General features: G+C 70.6%; 20 protein-coding genes. 10 read left to right on the forward strand and 10 right to left on the reverse strand.

Going from position 1 to position 22,087, the window contains the following annotated elements; genetic code table 11:
* Positions 1-56: 56 nt before the first annotated feature.
* The 4 genes from OH804_RS19320 to OH804_RS19335 all read right to left on the reverse strand — a co-directional run bounded on the left by OH804_RS19320 (position 57) and on the right by OH804_RS19335 (position 4,660).
* Positions 57-998 carry a sporulation protein gene (locus OH804_RS19320; RefSeq protein ID WP_406058615.1) on the reverse strand — a complete coding sequence of 314 codons (942 nt, stop codon included), beginning with the start codon at positions 996-998 and terminating at the stop codon, positions 57-59.
* Between the two features lie 295 nt (positions 999-1,293).
* Positions 1,294-1,782: a hypothetical protein gene (locus OH804_RS19325; RefSeq protein ID WP_406058617.1), complete on the reverse strand. Its 489-nt coding sequence runs from the start codon at positions 1,780-1,782 to the stop codon at positions 1,294-1,296.
* A gap of 72 nt (positions 1,783-1,854) precedes the next feature.
* Positions 1,855-2,631: a DeoR/GlpR family DNA-binding transcription regulator gene (locus OH804_RS19330; RefSeq protein WP_196921820.1), complete on the reverse strand. Its 777-nt coding sequence runs from the start codon at positions 2,629-2,631 to the stop codon at positions 1,855-1,857.
* A gap of 37 nt (positions 2,632-2,668) precedes the next feature.
* A complete protein-coding gene (locus OH804_RS19335) occupies positions 2,669-4,660 on the reverse strand; it encodes a beta-galactosidase (protein WP_406058619.1) in 1,992 nt (663 codons plus the stop codon).
* Positions 4,661-4,942: 282 nt separating this feature from the next.
* Here OH804_RS19335 and OH804_RS19340 point away from each other — a divergent pair, with 282 nt between their 5' ends.
* From OH804_RS19340 to OH804_RS19370, 7 genes are all read left to right on the forward strand, one after another.
* Entirely contained in the window at positions 4,943-6,271 is a 1,329-nt protein-coding gene (locus OH804_RS19340; RefSeq protein ID WP_406058621.1) for an ABC transporter substrate-binding protein, read from the forward strand.
* 21 nt (positions 6,272-6,292) lie between these two features.
* Positions 6,293-7,249: a carbohydrate ABC transporter permease gene (locus OH804_RS19345; protein ID WP_406058623.1), complete on the forward strand. Its 957-nt coding sequence runs from the start codon at positions 6,293-6,295 to the stop codon at positions 7,247-7,249.
* A complete protein-coding gene (locus OH804_RS19350) occupies positions 7,246-8,127 on the forward strand; it encodes a carbohydrate ABC transporter permease (protein ID WP_196921816.1) in 882 nt (293 codons plus the stop codon). Before OH804_RS19345 ends, OH804_RS19350 begins: the two co-directional genes overlap by 4 nt.
* Positions 8,124-10,259, forward strand: a complete 2,136-nt coding sequence (locus OH804_RS19355; RefSeq protein WP_406058625.1) for an alpha-galactosidase — start codon at positions 8,124-8,126, stop codon at positions 10,257-10,259. Before OH804_RS19350 ends, OH804_RS19355 begins: the two co-directional genes overlap by 4 nt.
* A 95-nt stretch (positions 10,260-10,354) precedes the next feature.
* The gene (locus OH804_RS19360; RefSeq protein WP_196921814.1) at positions 10,355-10,756 is read left to right on the forward strand and encodes a YciI family protein; all 402 of its coding nucleotides are present in this window, start codon (positions 10,355-10,357) and stop codon (positions 10,754-10,756) included.
* Positions 10,757-10,760: 4 nt separating this feature from the next.
* Positions 10,761-12,023: an RNA polymerase sigma factor gene (locus OH804_RS19365; protein WP_406066590.1), complete on the forward strand. Its 1,263-nt coding sequence runs from the start codon at positions 10,761-10,763 to the stop codon at positions 12,021-12,023.
* A gap of 636 nt (positions 12,024-12,659) precedes the next feature.
* The gene (locus tag OH804_RS19370) at positions 12,660-12,980 is read left to right on the forward strand and encodes a multidrug efflux SMR transporter (RefSeq protein WP_196921813.1); all 321 of its coding nucleotides are present in this window, start codon (positions 12,660-12,662) and stop codon (positions 12,978-12,980) included.
* Positions 12,981-13,035: 55 nt separating this feature from the next.
* On the opposite strand, the gene OH804_RS19375 is transcribed toward OH804_RS19370, so the two are convergent.
* On the reverse strand, positions 13,036-14,397 hold the full coding sequence (locus tag OH804_RS19375) for a cellulase family glycosylhydrolase (RefSeq protein WP_406058627.1): 1,362 nt from the start codon (positions 14,395-14,397) through the stop codon (positions 13,036-13,038).
* 375 nt (positions 14,398-14,772) lie between these two features.
* Here OH804_RS19375 and OH804_RS19380 point away from each other — a divergent pair, with 375 nt between their 5' ends.
* The 3 genes from OH804_RS19380 to OH804_RS19390 are packed head-to-tail and all read left to right on the forward strand — an operon-like array spanning position 14,773 to position 16,732.
* Positions 14,773-15,735, forward strand: coding sequence for a TIGR03557 family F420-dependent LLM class oxidoreductase (locus OH804_RS19380; protein ID WP_406058629.1), 963 nt, complete (start codon positions 14,773-14,775; stop codon positions 15,733-15,735).
* On the forward strand, positions 15,732-16,607 hold the full coding sequence (locus OH804_RS19385; RefSeq protein WP_406058631.1) for an alpha/beta fold hydrolase: 876 nt from the start codon (positions 15,732-15,734) through the stop codon (positions 16,605-16,607). Before OH804_RS19380 ends, OH804_RS19385 begins: the two co-directional genes overlap by 4 nt.
* The gene (locus tag OH804_RS19390; RefSeq protein ID WP_256443305.1) at positions 16,604-16,732 is read left to right on the forward strand and encodes a hypothetical protein; all 129 of its coding nucleotides are present in this window, start codon (positions 16,604-16,606) and stop codon (positions 16,730-16,732) included. The genes OH804_RS19385 and OH804_RS19390 overlap by 4 nt, the downstream gene beginning before the upstream one ends.
* Positions 16,733-16,744: 12 nt before the next feature.
* Here the strand turns inward: OH804_RS19390 and OH804_RS19395 are convergent, their stop codons facing one another.
* From OH804_RS19395 to OH804_RS19415, 5 genes are all read right to left on the reverse strand, one after another.
* Positions 16,745-17,572: a hypothetical protein gene (locus OH804_RS19395; protein WP_406058633.1), complete on the reverse strand. Its 828-nt coding sequence runs from the start codon at positions 17,570-17,572 to the stop codon at positions 16,745-16,747.
* Positions 17,573-17,636: 64 nt separating this feature from the next.
* A complete protein-coding gene (locus OH804_RS19400) occupies positions 17,637-18,446 on the reverse strand; it encodes an endonuclease/exonuclease/phosphatase family protein (protein ID WP_406058635.1) in 810 nt (269 codons plus the stop codon).
* Between the two features lie 11 nt (positions 18,447-18,457).
* Positions 18,458-19,948 carry a phosphatase PAP2 family protein gene (locus OH804_RS19405; protein WP_406058636.1) on the reverse strand — a complete coding sequence of 497 codons (1,491 nt, stop codon included), beginning with the start codon at positions 19,946-19,948 and terminating at the stop codon, positions 18,458-18,460.
* A gap of 69 nt (positions 19,949-20,017) precedes the next feature.
* Positions 20,018-21,019, reverse strand: a complete 1,002-nt coding sequence (locus OH804_RS19410) for a YihY/virulence factor BrkB family protein (RefSeq protein ID WP_196921808.1) — start codon at positions 21,017-21,019, stop codon at positions 20,018-20,020.
* Positions 21,012-22,016, reverse strand: a complete 1,005-nt coding sequence (locus OH804_RS19415; RefSeq protein ID WP_406058638.1) for a diacylglycerol/lipid kinase family protein — start codon at positions 22,014-22,016, stop codon at positions 21,012-21,014. The genes OH804_RS19410 and OH804_RS19415 overlap by 8 nt, the downstream gene beginning before the upstream one ends.
* Between the last annotated feature and the right edge of the window lie 71 nt (positions 22,017-22,087).

Here is a 22,087-nt window from a genome sequence, read left to right on the forward strand (position 1 = left end):
TAGAACAGTGGCCTCCGGGAGCATCCCGGAGGCCACTGTCGTCGTTTGTGGACCGGTTACTCGTCGCCGCCGAAGTCGCCGAAGTCGCCCTCGAACGCGTCCTCGATCATCTCGCCGGCGACCATGCCGCCCGCGACGCCGAGCGCCGCCCCGGCCACCATGCCGCCCATGCCGTGCCCGCGACCATGACCGTGGCTCGGGCCGTACTGCGAGCGGAGGCTGCCGTAGCGGGACGTCGTCTCGCGCAGCCAACCGTCGACGACCTGCGCCCAGTCCACCCGGTCGGCGTCGGTGTGCGCCACCTGGTAGCGACCGAACGCGTCGTGCCCGGCGCTGAGGAACCCGCCGCGCTTGTCACACTCCAGGATGACCTCGACACCGCGCTGGCTGGTCACGAAGGTCAGCTCCACCTCGTTGATCGAGTTCGCGTACTGCGGCGACGCGAAGAACTCGATCTCCTGGTAGAACGGCAGCGTCTGCTGCACGCCCCGGATGTGACCACGCTCCAGGTCGGCGTGCTTGAACCGGAAACCGAGCCGCTGGAACGCCTCCAGGATCCGCTCGTGCACCGGCAGCGGGTGCACCGCCACCTGGTCCAGGTCGCTCTTGTCGACCGCGCGGGCGATCGCCAGCTCGGTGCGCAGACCCATCGTCATGCCGTGCAGGCGCTGGCCGTACACGTCGGTGATCGGGGTCTCCCACGGCACCGGCAGTTGGAACGGGATCGAGAGCTGCTGCTTCGGGGCGAGCTGGAGCGGACCACTGACCGCCATGCGGTGGAACTCCATCGTGCCCGCGTACTCGGTGTCGTGTCCCTCGACCTCGACCCGGGTGACCAGGCCGATCACCACCTGCTCGATGGCTGCCTCAGCGTCGCCACCGACGAGGTTGACCTGCCCGTCGAGGGTCAGGCCGGGCCGGGTGTTGGGGTTGGTCAGCACGGTGTCCACGCTGGGACCGCCCACACCGAACGCGCTCAACATCTTCTTGAAGACCATCGGAACTCCTGTGCGACGCCGACCGCTCCAGGCTGGAGTCGGACGTTGACTCGAACGGCACCCTATCCAGCACCCCTGTGAGGTGGCTGTGAAGCGCCCGTGCCCGCGGCGTCGGCGTCGGCGTCGGTGCGCGGCGCGCCGGCGTCGCGCTTGATCGACACGGGTTCCTGAAAACCCGGGTGTCCCGGTGACTTGGACACCCCGACTTCCGTGAACCCGAGTCGATCACGCATCAGGGCGCGAAATCAACGACCACTAGGGCCCAGGTCCGGCAGCCCGTACGGCATGCGTGCTGTCAGGCGGGCGTGGCGCTCGAGCCGGCCGGCACGCCATGCGCCGACCTCGACGCCTTGACCGTCGCGGTGATCAACCAGGCGAGAGCGGCCAGCAGCGCCACGAGGCTGGCGGGGACCAGACCCCAGGGCAGGGCACGCGGCGACAACGTCCATGCCTGCCGGGTGTCGGCGAGTACGCGTGGCTGTCGAGCCGAGGCCGGGACGACCACCTCCCACTCGTACGCACTGTTGGGCTCGTCGTTGATGACCTTCCAGGACTCCTGGACGTCGACGCCGTGGATCGGCCCCTGCTGCCCGCGTCCGCTGCGGGTCCAGTTGCCGACGCACCGGCTGTGCATGGCCTCCAGCCGATCGTGGGTCACATAGCAGTGATCGACTGTCGCCCGGGTCTGGTCGGCGGGCCACACGCCGGCCACCCAACTCAGCATCCCGACGAGGGCCAGCGCCACGACGGTGATCGCAGCGAGTAGCACCTTGACCGCAATCATGGCCGTGCTCCCTTGTTCGAGTCCTGACCGCCGGAGGGGTGGGCGTGCGGGTCGTCCGACGAGGACGCATGGTCAGTCGGGTTCCACGATCACCAGTTCGCCGACCTGTTCGCCGATCGTGGTGCGTGCCTCGCTCGGCAGCCCCCGGTCGGTGATGAGCACGTCGGCGGCCTCCAGCGGGGCGATGGTGGCGATGCCGATCGTCTCCCACTTGGTGTGGTCGGCGAGCACCACGAGCCGGCGGGCCGCGCCGATGAGGCAGCGGTTGACTCCGGCTTCCAGCAGGTTGGGTGTGGTGAAACCGGTCCGTGGGCTGAGGCCGTGCACACCGAGGAACAGCAGGTCGACGTTGAGCGCACTGATCGCCGCCTCGGCCACCGGCCCGGTCAACGCGTCCGAGGGGGTGCGGATGCCGCCGGTCAACACGACTGTCTGGTCGGCGCGCGGGTTCTGGTAGAGCGCGTCGGCCACCGGGATCGAGTTTGTCACCACGGTCAGGCCGCGTACGTCGGAGAGCAGCGTGGCAAGCGCGGCGGTGGTGGTGCCGGCGGACAGCGCGATGGCCATCCCCGGCTCCACCATCGTCGCCGCCCGCTCGGCGATGGCCCGTTTCTCCGCCTGCTGGCGGATCGACTTCGCGGCGAAGCCGGGTTCCTCGGCTGAGCCCGGCCCGGCGAGGGTCGCGCCACCGTGCACCTTGTCGACCAGGCCGCGCTCGGCCAACACCTCCAGGTCACGCCGGATCGTCATGTCGGACACGCCGAACCGACTGACCAGGTGACTCACCCGCACCCCGCCGCGTTGGCGGATCAGATCGAGGATGGCGGTCTGCCGCTGCTGGGCGAGCATGGGGGGAACCTCCTTCGCGCCGTGACTGTCCTCAGAATCAGGTCCGATCCTCACGGACCACCGCCACCTCACCGGCCGGCACTGCCAGCTCACCGGTGCAGTGTCCTCCGGTCAACAGCTCCACGCCGTGCGCCGGCAGGCGTACCTCGGTGTCGGTGTGGTTGATCGCGAAAAGCCAGGTCCGGTCGCCGTCGCGGCGGCGGACCACCTCCACCCCGGTCGGCGCCGACGCCGCCGGGCGGACGCCGGCCTCGGCGAGCAGCCGGGCCACCAGCCGATCGGTGGCCGGCTCGTCCAGCCGGGTGCCGACGTACCAGGCGGCGCCGTCGCCCACCGGGTGCCGGGTCAGCGCCGGCACGCCCGGCAAGGGCCCATCGGTGTACGAGGCGAGCACCTCGGCGCCGTCGGGGTGCACCCACTCGGTCCACACGTCGGCGGTGCTGCCGTCGTCGAGGTGGACCTGTTCGCCCTCGCGCAGCGGGAAGAACTCCTCGGTCCGGACGCCGAGCAACTCCCGGAACGCGCCCGGGTAGCCGCCGAGCCGGATGTGGTCGTCGGCGTCGACCATGCCGCTGAAGTAGGTGACCGCCGCCGTGCCGCCGGCCTCGACGTAGCGGTGCAGCGCGGCGACGTCGGCGTCCCGGACCAGGTAGAGGGTCGGCACGAGGACCAGCCGGTAGCCGCTGAGGTCGGTCGACGGGTGGACGATGTCGGCCGTCACGCCGGCCCGCCAGAGCGAGTCGTACAGGGCCTTGAGCCGGTCGGTGTAGGTGACGTCGACGCTGGGGTGCGAATCCAACTCGACACCCCACCACGCCTCCCAGTCGAACAGGATCGCCACGTCGGCGTCCACCCGACTGCCGCGTACCTCAGCGAGGGCCTTGAGGTCCGCGCCGAGCTGGCAGACCTCGCGGAACACCTTGGTGTCCGGCCCGGCGTGCGGGACCAGCGCGGAGTGGAACTTTTCCGCGCCGGCCCGGGAGGCACGCCACTGGAAGAAGAGCACCCCGTCGGCGCCGCGGGCGACGTGCGCGAGGCTGTTACGGCGCAGTTGCCCGGGCAGCTTGGCCACGTTGCGCGGCTGCCATTGGACGGCGCTGGTGGAGTGCTCCATCAGCAGCCACGGGTCGCGGCCGGCGACGCCCCGGGTGTGGTCGGCGGCGAGCGACAGACCGAGGTGCGCCTGCGGGTCGGCGGCGGTCAGGTAGTGGTCGTTGGATACCAGGTCCACATCGTCGGCCCAGGACTGGTAGTCCATGTGCTTGACGCCCATGCCGATCATGAAGTTGGTGGTGATCGGCTGGCGGACCAGCGTCTTCAGGACCTCACGTTCGGCGCGCAGTTGGGCGCGCAGTTCGTCGGAGGAGAAGCGCAGGAAGTCGAGCTGCTGCGTGGGGTTGGCGAAGGCCGTCACCGTGCGGGGTGGGTTGATCTCGGCCCAGTCGCCGTAGCGCTGACTCCAGAACGCGGTGCCCCAGGCGTCGTTGAGCCGGTCCAGGTCGCCGTAGCGCTCCCGCAGCCAACGGCGGAACGCCTCGGCGCTGACGTCGCAGTAGCAGTGCGCGTTGTGGCAGCCGAGTTCGTTGGAGACGTGCCACATCACCACGGCGGGGTGCTCGGCGTACCGGCCGGCGACAGCGCGTACCAGCTCCAGCGACCGTTCGCGGAACACCGGTGAGCTGGGGCAGTACGCCTGTCGTCCACCGGGCCAGAGGATCGCGCCGTCGGCCCGGCGGGGCAGCGTCTCCGGGTGCGCGCGGGCCAACCACGGCGGCGGGCTGGCCGTGGCGGTGGCCAGGTCGACCTGGATGCCGCCGTCGTGCAGCAGGTCCAGTACCCGGTCCAGCCAGCCGAACTCGAACCGCCCCGGGGTGGGCTCCAGCAGCGCCCAGGAGAAGATGCCGACGGAGACCAGGTTGACCCCGGCCTGGCGCATCAGGTCGATGTCCTCGGACCAGGTTTCCTCGGGCCACTGCTCCGGGTTGTAGTCGCCGCCGAAATAGATGCTGTCACCCTGCCATCGCCGCATGACAGCTGAGGGTGCACCCGCTGGCGTACCGAAGTCAACAGGTTCCAACATCGAGGATCTTTCCAACGTTTACCTGGTAACGGCCGTGTCACGACTGGGTTATCAGAGGCGTTCTGCCCTCTTGACAGCGCCTGACCGCAGGGTAGCTTGAGGCCCCAATGGCCGTTCGTGTTCGCCAATGTGGATTCTCGGTGGATCTCAATGTGTGATCACGACGCTGGACCTGCCTTCACCACCCTGAGGCCCTTGGGCGTAGCTCCTTCTCATCCGCAGGAGGCACAGATGTCCCGTCCCCAATCCCAAGCCGAGTACCTGGCTCGGCTCGTACCGCCCTCAGTCGCCGGCATCAACCGTCGATCGTTGCTGGCCGGCGCGGCCGGCACGGGCGCGCTGCTCGGCACCGGACTGCTCGCCGGCTGCGGCGACGACTCCGGCTCCGGCGGGTCCAGCAAGGACGTTTCGCTCGGCTCGAACCAGTCCGACCCGAAGCCGAAGGACGTCCTGGTCAAGGTCACCGACGGCTTCAAGACCTCGTCCGGCGTGCAGGTCGCGATCAATACGGTCGACCACAACACGTTCCAGGAGAACATCAACAATTACCTACAGGGCAAGCCGGACGACGTGTTCACCTGGTTCGCCGGCTACCGGATGCGCTTCTTCGCGCAGAAGGGCCTGGCCAGCGACATCAGTGACGTGTGGGGCAAGCTCTCCGGCTACTCCGACGCCTTCAAGAAGGCATCCACCGGCGACGACGGCAAGCAGTACTTCGTGCCGGCGACGTATTACCCGTGGGCGGTCTTCTACCGCAAGTCGGTGTGGCAGCAGCACGGCTACCAGGTGCCCACCACCCTGGACCAGTTCACCGCGCTCGGCGAGCAGATGAAGAAGGACGGCCTCACCCCCATCGCCTTCGCCGACAAGGACGGCTGGCCGGCGATGGGCACCTTCGACATCCTCAACCTGCGCATCAACGGCTACCAGTTCCACGTCGACCTGATGGCCGGCAAGGAGGCCTGGACCTCCGACAAGGTCAAGAAGGTCTTCGACACCTGGGCCGGCCTGCTCCCCCTGCACCAGCCGGACAGCCTCGGCCGCACCTGGCAGGAGGCCGCGCAGTCGTTGCAGCAGAAGAAGAGCGGCATGTACCTGCTGGGCCTCTTCGTCGGTCAGCAGTTCAGCAACGACGAGCAGGACGACCTCGACTTCTTCACCTTCCCCGAGATCGACCCGGCCATCGGCGCGAAGGCGCTGGACGCCCCGATCGACGGCTACATGATGGCCCGCAAGCCCAAGAACGAGGACAGCGCGCGCAAGCTGCTGGAGTACTTCGGTGGCAAGGCCGCCGCGGACATCAACCTCAAGAACGACCCGGCCGTCCTGGTCGCCAACAGTGGCGCGGACGTCGGCGGCTACACCGCGCTGCAGAAGAAGGCCGCCGAACTGGTCGGGTCGGCCACCGAGATCGCCCAGTTCCTCGACCGGGACACCCGGCCGGACTTCGCCTCCACGGTGATGATCCCGGCGCTCCAGCAGTTCATCAAGAACCCCAAGGACATCGACGGTCTCACCTCGTCCATCGAGAACCAGAAGAAGTCGATCTTCACTGACTGACGGCGGAAGGGGGAGGACATCGTGTCCGACCTGCCCCTGATCCAAGCGGATCGCGCCGTGCCACCGCCGGCCGCGACCACCTCCACGGGTGGTCGTCGCCGGCGGCTACGGCTCCTGTCCCGCACCGACCGCGTGGTCATCACGCTGATGGTGCTCGTCCCGCTGCTGCTCGTCACCGGGTTCGTCTGGTTGCCGGCGGCGGCCACAGTGCTGCTCTCCGGCACCAACTGGGACGGCATCGGCCCGCTCAACGAGATCGAGTTCGTCGGCACACGCAACTACAGCGACGTGGTGAACATCTACCCGCCGTTCGTGCCGGCGATCCAGCACAACCTGCTCTGGCTGGCGGCGCTCTTCGTGGTCGCCACCCCGTTCGGCATGTTCCTGGCCGTGCTGTTGGACAAGGAGCTGCGCGGCAGCCGCTTCTACCAGACCGCGCTCTACCTGCCGGTGGTGCTCTCGCTGGCGCTCATCGGCTTCGTCTGGCAGCTGCTCTACTCCCGGGACCAGGGCCTGATCAACGCCGTCTTCGGCAGCAGCATCGACTGGTACGGCGACTCGAACGTCAACATCTGGGCGGTGATGGTCGCCTCCGGGTGGCGGCACGTCGGGTACATCATGCTGCTCTACCTGGCCGGCCTGAAGGGTGTCGATCCGTCGTTGCGCGAGGCGGCGGCGGTCGACGGCGCCTCGGAGAGCCGGACGTTCTTCCGGGTCGTGTTCCCGGTCATGCGGCCCATCAACATCATCGTGCTGGTGGTGACCGTGATCGAGTCGCTGCGCGCGTTCGACCTGGTCTGGGTGGTCAACAAGGGCCGCAACGGGCTGGAGCTGATCTCCGCGCTGGTCACCCAGAACGTGGTGGGTGAGGCGAGCCGGATCGGCTTCGGCTCGGCACTGGCAACGATCATGCTGGTCGTCTCGCTGGTCTTCATCACCATCTACCTGGCGACCGTGATGAGGGAGAACCGGGAATGAGCGTGGACACTCCGGTTCGTCGGCGCAGGCTGACCCCGTTGCGGATGCTGCTGCACGGCTTCCTCATCGTCGTCTCGCTGGCCTGGCTCTTCCCGATCGCCTGGGCGGTGCTGACCTCGCTGCGCTCGTACGACTACACCGCCGCGAACGGCTACGTGTCGTTCGGCGGCTGGACATTCGACAACTACGTCACCGCCTGGCGGACGGCGGAGTTCGGCCAGCACTTCCTCAACTCGGTGTACATCACCGTGCCGGCGGTGCTGCTGACCCTCTTTCTCGCGTCCTGCGTGGCGTTCGTCATCGCCCGGTTCAGTTGGAAGCTCAACCTCGTCCTGCTCGGGGTCTTCACCGCGGCCAACCTGCTGCCCCAGCAGGCGCTGCTCATCCCGCTGTTCCGGCTCTTCACCGAGGTGCCGCTGCCGGAGTTCATGAGCGACTCGGAGCTGCTGTACGACAGCTACTGGGGCCTGATCCTGATCAACGTGGCCTTCCAGTGCGGCTTCTGCGTCTTCGTGCTCAGCAACTACATGAAGGCGCTGCCCCGTGACCTGTACGAGGCGGCGATGGTCGACGGGGCGAGCATCTGGCGGCAGTACTGGCAGGTCACCATGCCGCTGTGCCGGCCGGCCCTGGCCGCGCTGGCGACGCTGGAGGTGACCTGGATCTACAACGAGTTCTTCTGGGCCACCGTCCTCATGCGCACCGGTGACAAGTTCCCGGTGACCAGCTCACTCAACAACCTGCGTGGTGAGTTCTTCACCGACAACAACCTGGTCTCGGCGGGCAGCGTGCTCGTCGCGATCCCCACCCTGGTGATCTTCTTTATGCTCCAGCGGCACTTCGTTCGGGGCCTGACCTTGGGAGCCTCAAAGGGATGACGATCCTGCACCTGCGCCGCGCGCGGACCAGCCTGGTGCTCGACGCGCGCGGCCCGGGGCTGCCCCGGGTCGTGCACTGGGGCGGCGACGTGGGCGCCCTCGACGACGACGGCCTGCGCCAGCTCACCGACGCGACAGTACCGCCGGTGGTGCCGAGCAGCTTTGACCAGCCGACAGTGCTGTCAGTGCTGCCGGAGGCGAGCGCCGGCTGGAGCGGACGGCCAGGCCTGGCCGGGCACCGCGACGGGACCGGCTGGTCCACCGCGTTCCGGTTGGACGGTCTCGACGTCGACCAGCCCGCCGACGGCCCGGCGCGGGTGACGGTGCGTGCGTCGGACCCGGCCGCCGGGCTGACAGTGACCATCGAGATCACGCTCGACCCGTACGGCCTGCTGACCGTTCGGCACCGGCTGCGCAACGACGGCGACGGCGCGTACGAGCTGCGGGAGCTGACGCCGGTGCTGCCGGTGCCGGCGGTCGCCACCGAACTGCTCGACCTGACCGGCCGGTGGTGTCGGGAACGGTCCCCGCAGCGGCACCCCTGGCAGCACGGCGCCTGGGTCCGCGAGGGCCGGCACGGCCGTACCGGGCACGACGCCACGCTGCTGCTGGTGGCCGGCACCACCGGGTTCGGCTTCGGCCACGGTGAGGTCTGGGCGGTGCACACCGCGTGGAGCGGCGACCACGTCACGTTCGCCGAGCGTCGCCCCACCGGCGAGTCGACCCTCGGTGGCGGCGAGCTGCTGGCACCCGGGGAGATCCGGCTCGACCCCGGCGAGTCGTACGAGACTCCCCTGCTCTACGCGGTCTGGTCCGATGCCGGGCTGGACGGGCTCAGCGACGTGCTGCACACCCACCTGCGGGCCCGCCCCGGGCACCCGCGCTCCCCGCGTCCGGTGACCCTGAACGTCTGGGAGGCGGTCTACTTCGACCACGACCTGGACCGGCTGCGAGCGCTCGCCGACCGGGCCGCGCAGATCGGCGTGGAGCGGTTCGTGCTCGACGACGGCTGGTTCCGGGGCCGGCGCGACGACACCGCCGGGCTCGGCGACTGGTACGTCGACGAGGGCGTCTGGCCGGACGGCCTGCAACCGCTGATCGACCACGTCACCGGTCGGGGCCTCCAGTTCGGCCTCTGGGTCGAGCCGGAGATGGTCAACCCCGACTCGGACCTGTTCCGCGCGCACCCCGACTGGGTGCTCGCCGTGCCGGGGCGGCTACCGCCGGCCTGGCGTCACCAGCAGGTGCTCGACCTGGGCCGCCCCGAGGCGTACGACCACGTGCTGGAACGTCTCGACACGCTGCTCACCGACCACCCTGGCATCCGGTACCTCAAGTGGGACCAGAACCGGGACCTCACCGAGGCCGGGCACCATGGCCGCCCCGGGGTGCACGGGCAGACCCTTGCCGTCTACCGGCTCTTCGACGAGTTGCGCGGTCGCCACCCGGGCGTGGAGATCGAGAGCTGCTCGTCCGGCGGGGCTCGGGTGGACCTGGCCATCCTGGCGCGTACCGACCGGGTCTGGGCCAGCGACTGCAACGACGCGCTGGAACGGCTCAGCATCCAGCGCTGGACGGGGCTGCTGCTGCCACCGGAGCTGATCGGCACCCACGTCGGCCCGGAACGCTCGCACACCACCAACCGCGTACACGACCTGGGTTTCCGGGCGGCGACGGCGCTCTTCGGTCACCACGGCATCGAGTGGGACATCGCCTCGATCAGCGCTGCCGAGCAGACCGAACTGGCCGCCTGGGTGGCGCTGCACAAGCGACTGCGCCCGCTGCTGCACGCTGGCCGGGTGGTCCGGGTCGATCACCCCGACCCGGCCGTCTGGGCGCACGGCGTGGTCGACCACGACAACACCCGGGCGGTGTACGCGGTGGCCCGGTTGGCCACCTCGGTGACGCAGGTGCCCGGCGCGGTGCGGCTGCCCGGCCTCGACCCGGGCCGGCGGTACCGGGTGCGACAGGTGTCGGGCGTACCGGCCCCGGCGACCATCGACCTGTCCGCGCCCACCTGGCTGGCGGCTGGTCTCACCCTCAGCGGGGCGGCGCTGGCCCGGGTGGGTGTGCAGCTGCCCGCCCTGCACCCGGAGCAAAGTCTGGTGCTGGAGGTCGACTCGGTCGGCTAGAAATTTCTTTGCTCGGGGTGTCGAGAACGGTGTCGGCGGCTTCTACCTCACTGTGAGAGCACCGACAATGGTGCGCGGTCGTGAGGAGCAAGACGATGAAGTACATGCTGCTGATGCAGTTCAGCGCCGCTGGCACCGACTTCCCGAGCATCGACACCTGGACCCAGGACGAGGTCCGGGCACACATCGCCTTCATGGGCGAGGTCAACGCCAAGCTGACCGCCGCCGGTGAGTGGGTCGACGCGCAGGGTCTCGGTGGCCCGCAGCAGGCACGGATCGTCCGGGCTGGCGAGGGCGGGACGCCGGTGGTCACCGAGGGTCCGTTCGCCGAGACGAAGGAGTTCCTGGCCGGCTACTGGATCGTCGACTGCGAGAGCCCGCAGCGGGCCGTGGAGTTGGCCGCGCACATCTCCACGGCGCCCGGCCCCGGCGGCCGGCCGCTGAACATGCCGGTCGAGGTGCACCCGGTGATGTCCGCCCCGGCACAGGAGCTGTGAGGGGCTGAACACCGATCCCCGCGTCGAGGACCTGCTGCGCGAGTTGGCGCCGCAGGTCCTCGGCGTGCTCAGCCGCCGCTTCGGTGACTTCGCCACGGCGGAGGACGCTGTGCAGGAGGCGCTGCTGGCCGCCGCCACCCAGTGGCCGACCGATGGACTGCCGGCGAACCCCCGTGGCTGGCTGATCCAGGTCGGTTACCGCCGGATGATCGAACTGGTCCGCGGTGAGCAGGCCCGACGCCGCCGGGAGGACCTGGTCGCCCGCCGGGATCCGGACGACCAGCGGTACGCGCCAGCCCCGGACGAGGAGTTGACCGCCGAGCGGGACGACACGCTGGTCCTGCTCTTCCTCTGCTGTCACCCGGCACTCGCCCCGACGACGGCGGTGGCGCTGACCCTGCGCGCCGTCGGTGGGTTGAGCACCGCCGAGATCGCCCGCGCGTTCCTGGTGCCCGAGGCGACGATGGCGCAGCGGATCAGCCGGGCCAAGCAGCGCATCCGGTCATCCGGGCTACCGTTCCGGATGCCCGAGCCGGCGGAGCGGGCGGACCGGTTGGTCGCCGTCCGACAGGTGCTCTACCTGGTCTTCACCGAGGGGCACACCAGCACCACCGGCCCGGACCTGCGCCGCATCGACCTCGCGGCGGAGGCGATCCGGCTGACCCGCGCGCTGCACACGCTGCTACCGAACGACAGCGAGTCGGCCGGGCTGCTGGCATTGATGCTGCTCACCGAGGCCCGTGGCCCGGCGCGGACCGGGCCGTCCGGCGAGCTGATCTCACTGGCCGATCAGGACCGTGGTCGCTGGGACGCGGCGGCGATCGCCGAGGGCGTCGCACTGGTCACCCGGGCCCTGCCGCGTGGGCCGGTCGGCCCGTACCAGGTACAGGCCGCCATCGCCGCCCTGCACGACGAGGCGCCGAGCACCGAGCAGACCGACTGGCCGCAGATCCTGGCGCTCTACGAGGTGCTGGAGCGCATGGCCGGTAGCCCGGTGGTGGCCCTCAACCGGGCCGTGGCGACGGCCATGGTGCACGGACCGGCCGCCGGCCTGGCCGCCCTCGACGCGTTGGCCCACGACCCGCAGATGGCCGGACACCACCGGCTGGCCGCCGCCCGCGCCCACCTGCACGAGATGGCCGGTGACCAGGCCCAGGCGATCGCCGACTACCGGACCGCCGCCGCCCGTACGAGCAGCCGCCCCGAACAGCTCTACCTGACGATGCGGGCAGCCCGACTGGCCGCCCAGCCCGTTGATCTCCCTTGAAGACAGAGATCAACTGATCCTCCGCGGCGAGAACCAGGCAGCTTCACCCGCCACAGCTGGCAATCTTGGACAGTTTCCGTTAGCGCGCCCGCGGAACGGAAACTGTCCAAGATCTACCCTGCGAGCCTCTCCCACGCCACTACCGGGGGCGACAGCGCGAGGAACGGCGGCGCGGCCCGCAGCGGCGGCGCGGCCCACAACAGCGGCGCTGGTGGGTGGGTTGTGCCGGACCGGCTTTGGAGCTGATGCCGTAAACGATTCATCCACTGGGCGGGTGCCGGGCGCAGGGTGCCGGGCACCGGACGCCGGGCCGGGCGCAGGGCCAATCTGATGGCGAAGTCTGATTCGTCAATGGGGTCTGATTCGTTGGCGAGGTCTGCTTCGTCGCCACAACCGATTCGTTTGTGACATCAGCTCCAAAGGCGTTCTGTGACAGGTGCCAAGGCCGCACGGACACCACCCGGCCCGCACGGACACCACGCGACGGGTCGGCCGCTGCTGTGGCCGCGGGCCAGATGAGCCGGCAGGGGATGCCCACGGATCGATTCGACGTCGACAGGTCGGGCGGGCGGGGACATCGCGGGCACTAGCCTGGGCGGCGACGGCTTCATCGACCACGAAGGACCAAGGGGACGCATGGCGTACGTGCTGCTGGGGATCGCCATCATCGCCGAGGTGGTGGCGACCAGCCTGATCAAGAGCACCGCCGGGTTCAGTCGGCTCTGGCCGACTGTGGCGTGCCTCGGCGGCTACGCGGTGGCGTTCCTCCTGCTGGCCCAGGCCGTCAAGGAGATCCCGGTGGGGGTGGCGTACGCCCTCTGGTCGGGTCTGGGCACCGCGGCCATCGTGGCGATCGGGGCGGTGTTCCTGGGTGAGTCGGTGGGGCTCGCCAAGCTCACCGGCATCGCGCTGATCATCGCCGGGGTGGTCATCGTGAACCTGGCCGGGGAGCACTGACCAGGACGGTTTCCGGTGGCCGGGTCCGACGCGGACCCGACCACCGGTCCGACGGTCAGCTCGCCGTGCAGCTCACCGCCGGCGGGCTGTTGGTGCCGGTCCAACTGCCGAGGAAGCCGAAGCTGGCGCTGGCCCCGGCGGCCAACCGTCCGTTGTAGTCCGTGTTGCGGGCGCTCACGGTGGTTCCGCTGCTGGTGAGGGCCACATTCCAGGACTGGGTGACGCGCTGGCCGTTGGCGAAGGTCCAACCGGCGGTCCAGCCGGTGATCGCCCTCGCGCCGGCGGTCACCCGCACCTCACCCTGGAAGCCGCCCTGCCACTGATTGGTCACCGTGTACGTCGCAGTGCAACCACCGGCGGGCGGGGGCGTCGTGGGTGGCGGCGTGGTGGGCGGGGGCGTCGTCGGGGGTGGGGTGGTCGGCGGAGGGGTGCCGCCGAAGACGCTGGCCTCACGGGCGGTCTGCCGAATGCCGTTGGCGCCGTTGAAGAGACGCTGACCCCAGTCGGTCAGGCTCGCCGGGTTGAAGTTGGTGGCCAGGTCGAGATACTCGACACCGCCACCGTTGCCGCTCCACGACCAGCCCAACCAGCCGATCCCGTTGGCCTGGCTGTACGCGAGGATGGCATCCTCGTCCGGGTTGCCGTCGGAGTGGTTGAAGCCGAACTCCCCGACCACGATCGGCAGCCCGGCGGTGCGGAACCGGCCCAGATAGTCGCTGATCTCCGCAGCGGTGTCGAACACCCCGTACATGTGGATGGAGAACACGGTGTTGCGGGCCGGGTCGGCGGCGAAGACCGACGCGGCGTTGTCGCGCATGGTGAACGACCAGTCCTGCCCCCAGTTCGGCGCGTCCACCATGATCGTGTGGGTCAACCCGCCGGCCCGCAGGCGCTTGATCGCATTCGCGTTGTCGGTGGCCCACGAGGCGTAGTTCTGGTTGCCGTACGGCTCGTTGCCGATGTTGACGATGACGTACCTCTCCTGGCCGGCGAGGACGTCGGCGAGGCTGAGCCAGTAGTCGACGGCGCGGTCGAGGGTGATCGCGCCGCTCTGCTCGCCGTACCCGGTGGTGTCGTGCACCTCCAGCACGCAGATCAGCCGGTTGGCCTTGCAGAGCGAGATGACGTTGGCGACGTCGGCGTTGGTGTTACGGGTCCACCGGTCACCACTGGAGAGCACCACCCGCACGGTGTTCGCGCCGAGCGCCTTGACGTCGGCGAACGAGCTGGTCTGCTGCGGGTACCAGGTGTGCGCGTGGTTGACACCGCGCATGATGAATTCGGTGCCGTTGGCGTCGTACAACTTGCCGCCGGCGACGGAGAAGCCAGCCGCGGCGTGCGCCGGCTGGCCGAACGCCAGCACGGTGACGAGCAACGCGAGCAGTGTCGCGCCGGCGGCGGAGAGTCGAGTCTTCATGGCCTTCCTCAGGGAGGACCCCCGGTGCCCGACAGGGGTGGGGACGTGACAGGGAAGGCGGCTGCAGCCCGGCAGCCGCGCCCGGCTCCCGGCGCAGGCATCAGCGTAGGACGATGGATTGGTCCTCGCAACCGGTTCAGTTGACGGGCCCGAAGCCCGGACAGCCGCAACGGCCCACGCAAGACGCGGGCCGTCACGGGGCGGTCATCCCCACCACAGGATGTGCGCCACACCCGGCTCTTAACCGGTTAAGAGCGACGGTAGGCAGGTGACCGCGATCCGTCAAGCACCCCGACAGCCGAACCGGACGAGAGGGTTGACCGCCGTGCACCGGGGTATCCCGGGAACGATCCGTCAGTGAGAGGGGATACCAGGATGGTCAGCGTCGGCTACACCCTGATGAGCGAGCAGGCCGGGCCCAAGCAGCTGGTGGACCATGCGGTACGGGCCGAGGCGGCTGGGTTCGACCAACTGGTCATGTCCGATCACTACTACCCCTGGCTGGACTCCCAGGGCCACTCCCCGTACGCCTGGTCGGTGCTCGGCGCGGTCGCCCACGCCACCACCCGGGCGCAGCTGATGTCCTTCGTGACCTGCCCGATCCGCCGTTACCACCCGGCAGTGGTCGCGCAGAAGGCCAGCACGATCGGGGCGCTCTCGGACGGCCGTTTCACCCTCGGCCTGGGCGCCGGGGAGAACCTGAACGAGCATGTGGTCGGCGGTTGGCCGCACGTCCAGCAGCGGCACGAGATGTTCGAGGAGGCGTTGCAGATCATCCGGCCGTTGCTCAACGGGGAGACGCTGACCTTCTCCGGCAACCACTTCGACGTGCCCGACGCCTACGTCTGGGACCGCCCGGACCAACCGGTGCCGATGGCCATCGCCGCGTCCGGTCGACAGTCCGCGACGCTGGCCGCCGAGTACGGCAACGGCCTCATCTCCACCGAACCCGACCGGCACATCATCGAGATGTACGACGACGCCGGGGGCGCCGGCCAACCCCGCTACGGCCAGGTGGCCATCTGCTACGGCCCCGACGAGGCGGAGTGCCGCAAGATCGTGCACGACCAGTTCCGCTGGTTCGGGATGGGGTGGAAGGTCAACGCCGACCTGCCCGGCCCGGAGTCCTTCGCCGCCGCCACCCAGTTCGTCCGCGAGGAGGACGTCGCCGAGGGCATCTCCTGCGGTCCGGACGTGGACGCGCACGTCGAGGCGTTCCGCAAGTTCGTCGACGCCGGCTTCACCCACGTGGCGATCATCCAGGTCGGTGGGGAGAGCCAGCCGATGTTCCTGGACTGGGCGCAGGAACAGCTGCTGCCCCGGTTGCGCGAGCTGTGAACCGAGGTGCGGCACCTCCGCCGCCCGGGTCGCCCCGCCGCAGCGCCGTCGGCCGGTTCGGGCCGGCCGAGCTGCGGCTCGCCATGGCCGCGCCCCGGGCTGCCGGCGGACTGACCAGCGAATGGCGGGTCGTCGACGGACTGCGCACCCACACCCGCCGCAGCGCCGACCCGGGGACCGGGGCGCCACCCGTGGTGCTGGTACACGGCCTGGCGGTCTCGCACCGGTATCTCACCCCGCTGGCCGTCGCGCTCTCCACCACCCATCAGGTGTACGTGCCGGACCTGCCCGGCTTCGGGCTGACCGAACACCCCCCGGGCGCGTACGACGTCCGCCGGCACGCCGACCACCTGGCCGCCTGGCTGGCCGCGTACCAGTTGCCGCCGGTCTGCCTGCTGGGGCACTCGTTCGGCGCGGAAGTGGCCGCCGCGGTCGCCGCGACCCACCCCGACGCGGTACGCGCGCTGGTGTTGGCCGGACCGACGAGTGACCCGGCGGCCCGGTCCCGACAAGCCCAGTTCGGTCGTTGGCTGGTGGACAGCCTGCGCGAGGCGCCGCTACAGGCCCCGATCCTGGTGCGGGACGTCTGGAACGCCCGGCCCTGGCGGGTCCTCGCCACCCTGTCGCACTCGGTGCGGAACGCGATCGAGGCGGACCTCGTCCGCGTCAGCGCGCCGACCGTCGTCGTGACGGGCGACCGTGACCCGGTCGTGCCGGAACGGTGGCGGGACGAGGCGACGCGGTTGGTGCCGGAGGCGGCCCTGGTGGTCGTCCCCGGTGCCGCGCACAACGTGGTCACGACCGCCCCGACTGCCGTCGCCGACACGATCCGGCACCTGCTCGCCCCTCGACCCGCACTCACGGACAGGTGACCATCATGCGCTTCGGCAACACGGAGATCCGCCCGCTCGGCGGGGGCCTCGGCTGCCTCCTGATGATCCTCTTCTCGATCGTGGCCTCGGTGGTGCTGACCGTCCTGCTGAATCTGGTGCTCTGAGCCCCGTACGCCTCAACGGCGCAGGCCCAGGGCGTTGAGCACCTCCCGGACGGCCAGCCGGGCCGGGGCGAGCACCGAACGGCGGGCCCAACGGGCCGCGGGCGCGACGGTGGCCCGCCACACCGCTCTGAGGCCCCGCGCCACCGGCACGACCGTCACCGACCAGACCCACCGGACTCCGGACAGCAGCGGGCGTACGGTGTGCCGCCACAGCCAGCGCAAACCTCGCCCGAGCGGGCGCAGCAGCAGTCGGTGCAGCAGTCGCAGCACCCGGCCGGCCGTCCGCCACGCGCCGACCACCGCGTCGACGACCAGCCGACCGACGGGCGTGAGCACCGCGCCCAACCATTGCAGCGGCCACAGGACCAGGTACGTGGCGAGCCAGACCAATACCCGCCCCAGGACCACGAGCACCGGGCGCAGCCCATGACGGGTCACCCAGAGCAGCGCGGGCCAGATCACCGTGCGGGCGACCCACACCAACGGGAGCCACAGCAGGTGCCGGGCGCACCAGACCAGCGGAAGCCAGACCAGCCGGTGCAGCACCCAGGCCAGCGGGGCCAGCAGCCAGCGGCGCAGGAACCGACCCACCGGGCGGAGCAGGTACCGGTGCAGCAGCCGGCCGGCAGCCGCGATCAGCTCCCAGAGCAGGCGTACCGGCAGCACCACGACCAGCGCCACACCGCGCGCGACGGCCGAGACGAGCGGAGGCGCGACGGCGGCCGGCCGCATGGTGCCCGAGGCCAGCGGGTCGCCGGCCGGACGCGCCCCTGTCGGCGTGGCCCGGTGATCGTTGGGCGGGCCGGGCAACGACGAGCGGAGGGTGCGGCGGTCGGTCACGGTGGCACGGTAATCGGCCCGCGCCACGCCGTGGGGGTGTCGGCAGCGCGGACGACGGGTGGCGTCAGCCGGGAGACAACTCGAGCGTGGCGAGCAGCGGATAGTGGTCGGAGGCGGTGGCCGCCGCGCCGTCGCGGATCACCCGACAGTCGTGCGCCCGCTGCGCCACCGCCGTGCTGCCCAGCAGGTAGTCCAGCCGCATCCCGGCGAACTCGGCACCGCCGAGTCGGGTGGGCACGGTGTGGCCGGCGGCCTCCGGTGCGTCGACGTTGCCCGACGGCCAGAGGTCGACCAGGCCGGCGGCGAGCAGGCGGGCGATCGCGCGGGTGTCCACGGCGCCGCCGGAGCGACGCAGGTGCCGCCGCCGGTAGAGGGCCGGCATGCCCGCCAGCCGGGCGGTGTGGTCGACGGTCGGGTCGAGCGAGTTGAGGTCACCGGCGACCAGCGTCAGCGGCCGCTGGTCGCGACGCATGGCGGCGGCCAACCAGTCGACCTCCATTCGCCGCCTACCCCCGGAGTACGGGTAGAGGTGGGTGCCCACCACTGTGAACGGACCGGCGGACGTGGCCACCACGACGCGGGCGGCGGCGTGGTGGAACGGGCGGCGCACCGACCCGGCATCGACCACCCGGTACGGCGGCCGGACCAGCACCGCCACCGGCTGTCCGAAGCAGGACCGGGCCAGGTGGGGCGTCATCCCCACCCGGCCCGCCACTGTGGCCATCAGCCCGTCCCGGTCGAAGCCGCGCAACTCCTGGAGGGCCAGCACGTCAGGTGCCTGCTCGTTGACGACCTGGACCACCTGATCCAGCCGGTCGGGGCCGCCGCGATCCCGTCCGCCGGTGCGGATGTTCCAGGTCATCACCCGCAGCACGACGGCGGCGCCTAGTCGGCTCGGCCGGCCCGCGCCAGCTCGTCGTCGAGGGTGTCCACGTCCTCCGACTCGATGGCCGGTTGGTTGCCTTCCTTCAGGTCCTCGTTCGGGCGGATCACCAGGTAGAGCAGACCGATCCAGAGCGCGGAGAGCAGGATCGCGCCCATGAAGTCGGTCGGGTGGTGCATGCCCCGGTACATCCGGGAGGTGGCCACCCCGACCGGCATGAGCACGGCCAGCGCCACGAAGATCCAACGCCACCACCGGTCGGTACGCGGGAACACGATGAGGGTGATCGCCAGCCAGACACAGATCGTTGCCGCGATGTGCCCGGACGGGAACGACGAGGTGGGCATCTGCCCGTCCAGGTTCTCCACCGGCGGACGCGGCCGGTCGACCGCGCGGGCCGACGCGAGGAAGAGGGTCAGCTCACCCACCATCGCCAGCGCCACGAAGAGCACCGGGCGCCAGCGCCGCCACACCGCCAGCACCAGCGGGCAGAACACCAGCGAGATCAGCAGGATGGCATGGGTGTCGCCGAACTTGCTCCACCACCAGCTGACCTCGGTCAGCACCTCGGTGTGCCGCTCGGCGAACCACCGCGGGACCTCGGTGTCGAGGGTGTCGAAGAAGGTGCCCTTGGCGTGGTAGCTGACGTACATACCGAAGCCGTACAGCGCGCCGAACACGATCACCCAGCCGACCAGCAGCTCAGCCACCGCCGACCGGGGGTGGGCCAACACGTGTTCCTCGGCCGGGGCGGGGGCGATGTCGTGCCCCGCCTCCGGCTCCAGGCCCTCGGTCAGCGGCGGCACCGGCCGGCCCCGCTCCCGCCGCCACAGTCGGAAGGCGTACGCGGTGACGCCCAGCCAGGCGGCCCCGAGGAGCCAGGCGGCCAGCACGTCGGAGACGAAGTGCACGCCCAGCGCGATCCGGGTCAGCCCGACCAGTGCCACCAGCACACCGACGCCGACGATGGCCGGCTTGCGCCAGCGGGGGGCCATCGCCGGCAGGAACACCAGCAGCAGCGCTCCGTACGCGACGAACGAGCCGAGCGCGTGCCCGCTCGGGAAGCTGTTGCCGGGCGCGCTGGCGATCGGCACGTCCACGACCGGGCGGAGCCGGCCGACAAGCGTCTTCAGCGACGGGTCGAGGATCAGACCACCGACCCCCGTGATGATCAGATAGACGGCGAGTCGGGGCTGCCGCCGGATCAGCAGCCCGACCACGGCGATGGTGACCAGCCAGATGAGGATCGGCCGACCGCCCAGGTCGGTCACCGCCTGGAGCACTGTGACTAGCGCGTGGTGCGGGGCGACGAGCCCGTTGAACCACTCGGCGAGCGCGTGGTCGGCATCCTGCAGCGGGCTCCAGCGCACCCGGACGAGCAACAACAGCAGCCCGAAGGCCACCCCGGCACCGGTGACGGCCACCAGGCCGGCAATGCTCCGTTCGGCGAAATGACCGATCGGACGGCGCGCCACCTCTTTGACCGCGGTCACCCCGCACCTCCCTTGTCTGTCTGGCGAGGCGCTTTACCCGATCCGCGTCCGTCGTACACGCCGGTGCCCCTAGAGCGCCGACATGTCACCGGTGTCGTACAGCTCGGCGCGGTCCGGGTCGGGCTCCCACAGGTCCGGTTGGGCGGGCTCCCGCGCACCGATGCGCAGCGCCTCCAGTTGGGCGGCGAAGGACAGCCCGCCGAAGAGCGCCATCCCGGTCAGGTTGGCCCAGAGCAGCAGCGCCATCATGCCGGTCAGGGCACCGTAGGTCTGCCCGAAACCGTCACTGAACCGCACGTACGCGGCGAGCAGCAGGCTGGCCAGCCACCACAGCGCGGTGGCGATGCCGGCCCCGAACAGCAGCCAGGACAGGCCGGGCTGGTTGCGGCGCGGCGCGTGTCGGAACAGCACGGCGACGGCGATGACGGTCAGCCCGAGGCTCAGCGGGAAGCGGATCACGTCCCAGATGCCGTGGGCGAGTTCGCCCCACTCGTAGTGTTCGCGGACCGAGTCGCCCATCGCGCCGCCGCCGACCAGGATGAGGAAGCCGGCGAGCGCGGGCAGGCCGGCGGTGACGGCCAGCACGGCGGCTCGCAGGTACTTGCGCAGCGCCGGGCGGTCCCGCTCGACGCCGTAGATGCGGTTGGCACCCCGCTCGATCTGGGCCATCGTGGTGGTGAGCGCGAACAGGCCGGTGAGCAGACCGAGGGTGAGCGCCAGCTCCCCCGCGTCCTCGACGCGTTCGCCCTCGCCGAGCAGCTCGGCGACCATCTGCGAACTCTGGCCGGGGGTGAGCGCCAGGACGGTGTCGGCGACCACCTGGCCGCCCTCCTCGACGCCCAGCTCGCTGATCAGGCCGGTGAGGGCGATCAGGAACGGCACCACGGCGAGGCAGAGTTGCAGCGCGAAGGCCCGGGAGTGGCTGAACCCGTCGCCGTAGCGGAACCGGATGAACGCGTCCCGCAGCAGGTGCCAGCCGCCCTGCCCGCGCAGTGTGTGCCAGGCGTCGTCGGCGGACAGCTCCTCGTCGGCCATCAGCCGGGTCTCCGGCACGATGCGGGTGCTACTCACGGCGTGCTTCCTCGATCAGCTGCTCGCCCCGCTCCCCGGCACCTTGCGCGTCGACGGCCAGGTCGGGGGCGCCCTCGGGCTGGGGGACGCAGAGCCAGAGCGCCTGGGGCCGGATCTCCGCCCGCAGTTGCCGGCCCGGGGTGATGAGGTCGCCGTCCAACTCCCGAGGCTGCGCCCGGTTGCTGGTGACCACCACTCGCCGACCCCGGAAGATCTCCAGCTGCGGCACCTGGCCGCTGCGGCGGATCACCGCCCAGCCGAGCGCGAGCCAGTGCCGCAGGTTGCGCGGGGTGAGCACGGCGACGTCGAGCCAGCCGTCGTCCGGCTCGGCTTCGGTCAGCAGGGTCACGCCGCCCTGTAGCCGGCCGACGTTGGCGATCAGGACCGAACGGGCCCGGCGGCGCACCGCGGGTCGGTCGTCGATGCGGATCTGCACCCGCATCGGCCGGTCCCGGAGGTGACGGGCGGCGCCCATCACGTACGCCGGCCAGCCGATGCGGGCCTTGGTGGTCTCGTTGGTGGCCTCGAGCATCTGGGCGTCGAAGCCCATCCCGGCCATCACTGTGAAGTACTTGTCCTCGACAGCGCCGACGTCGAGCAGCCGTCGGCCGCGCTCGACAGCGACCTGCAACCCGGCGGCCAGGTCGGTGGAGAGCCCCAGGTTGGCGGCGAGCAGGTTGCCGGTGCCCTGCGGCAGCACGGCGAGGGCGACGTCGGTGCCGACCAATCCGCTGACGCAGGACATCACCGTGCCGTCGCCCCCGCAGGCGAAGACCAGGTCGACGCCGGCCTTGACGGCCTGCTCGGTCTGGCCGCGGCCCGGGTCGTCGACTGTCGTCTCGTACCACTGCGGCGCGGGCCAACCGGCCGCGGTCAGGGCGTCGTCGACGGTACGGCGCAACTCGTCGAGATCGTCGACCTTGACCGGGTTGACCACCACCGCGGAGCGCAACCCGCCGTCGCCACCCGAGGGCCGTCTGTCCTGTCCAGCATCCACGGCGCCAGTGTGCAGCACCCGGACGGCTTCAGCGACCCGGCGAACGGCGCGCGTCGGAAGTGCCACAGACA

This window comes from Micromonospora sp. NBC_00860 (assembly GCF_045207375.1).
Lineage (GTDB): Bacteria > Actinomycetota > Actinomycetes > Mycobacteriales > Micromonosporaceae > Micromonospora > Micromonospora vinacea.

Bases quoted from the DNA above. Each gene is read 5' to 3' on its own strand.
- OH804_RS19320 (WP_406058615.1), bottom strand. From the start codon at position 998: ATGGTCTTCAAGAAGATGTTGAGCGCGTTCGGTGTGGGCGGTCCCAGC.
- OH804_RS19325 (WP_406058617.1), bottom strand. From the start codon at position 1,782: ATGATTGCGGTCAAGGTGCTACTCGCTGCGATCACCGTCGTGGCGCTG.
- OH804_RS19330 (WP_196921820.1), bottom strand. From the start codon at position 2,631: ATGCTCGCCCAGCAGCGGCAGACCGCCATCCTCGATCTGATCCGCCAA.
- OH804_RS19335 (WP_406058619.1), bottom strand. From the start codon at position 4,660: ATGCGGCGATGGCAGGGTGACAGCATCTATTTCGGCGGCGACTACAAC.
- OH804_RS19340 (WP_406058621.1), top strand. From the start codon at position 4,943: ATGTCCCGTCCCCAATCCCAAGCCGAGTACCTGGCTCGGCTCGTACCG.
- OH804_RS19350 (WP_196921816.1), top strand. From the start codon at position 7,246: ATGAGCGTGGACACTCCGGTTCGTCGGCGCAGGCTGACCCCGTTGCGG.
- OH804_RS19355 (WP_406058625.1), top strand. From the start codon at position 8,124: ATGACGATCCTGCACCTGCGCCGCGCGCGGACCAGCCTGGTGCTCGAC.
- OH804_RS19360 (WP_196921814.1), top strand. From the start codon at position 10,355: ATGAAGTACATGCTGCTGATGCAGTTCAGCGCCGCTGGCACCGACTTC.
- OH804_RS19370 (WP_196921813.1), top strand. From the start codon at position 12,660: ATGGCGTACGTGCTGCTGGGGATCGCCATCATCGCCGAGGTGGTGGCG.
- OH804_RS19375 (WP_406058627.1), bottom strand. From the start codon at position 14,397: ATGAAGACTCGACTCTCCGCCGCCGGCGCGACACTGCTCGCGTTGCTC.
- OH804_RS19380 (WP_406058629.1), top strand. From the start codon at position 14,773: ATGGTCAGCGTCGGCTACACCCTGATGAGCGAGCAGGCCGGGCCCAAG.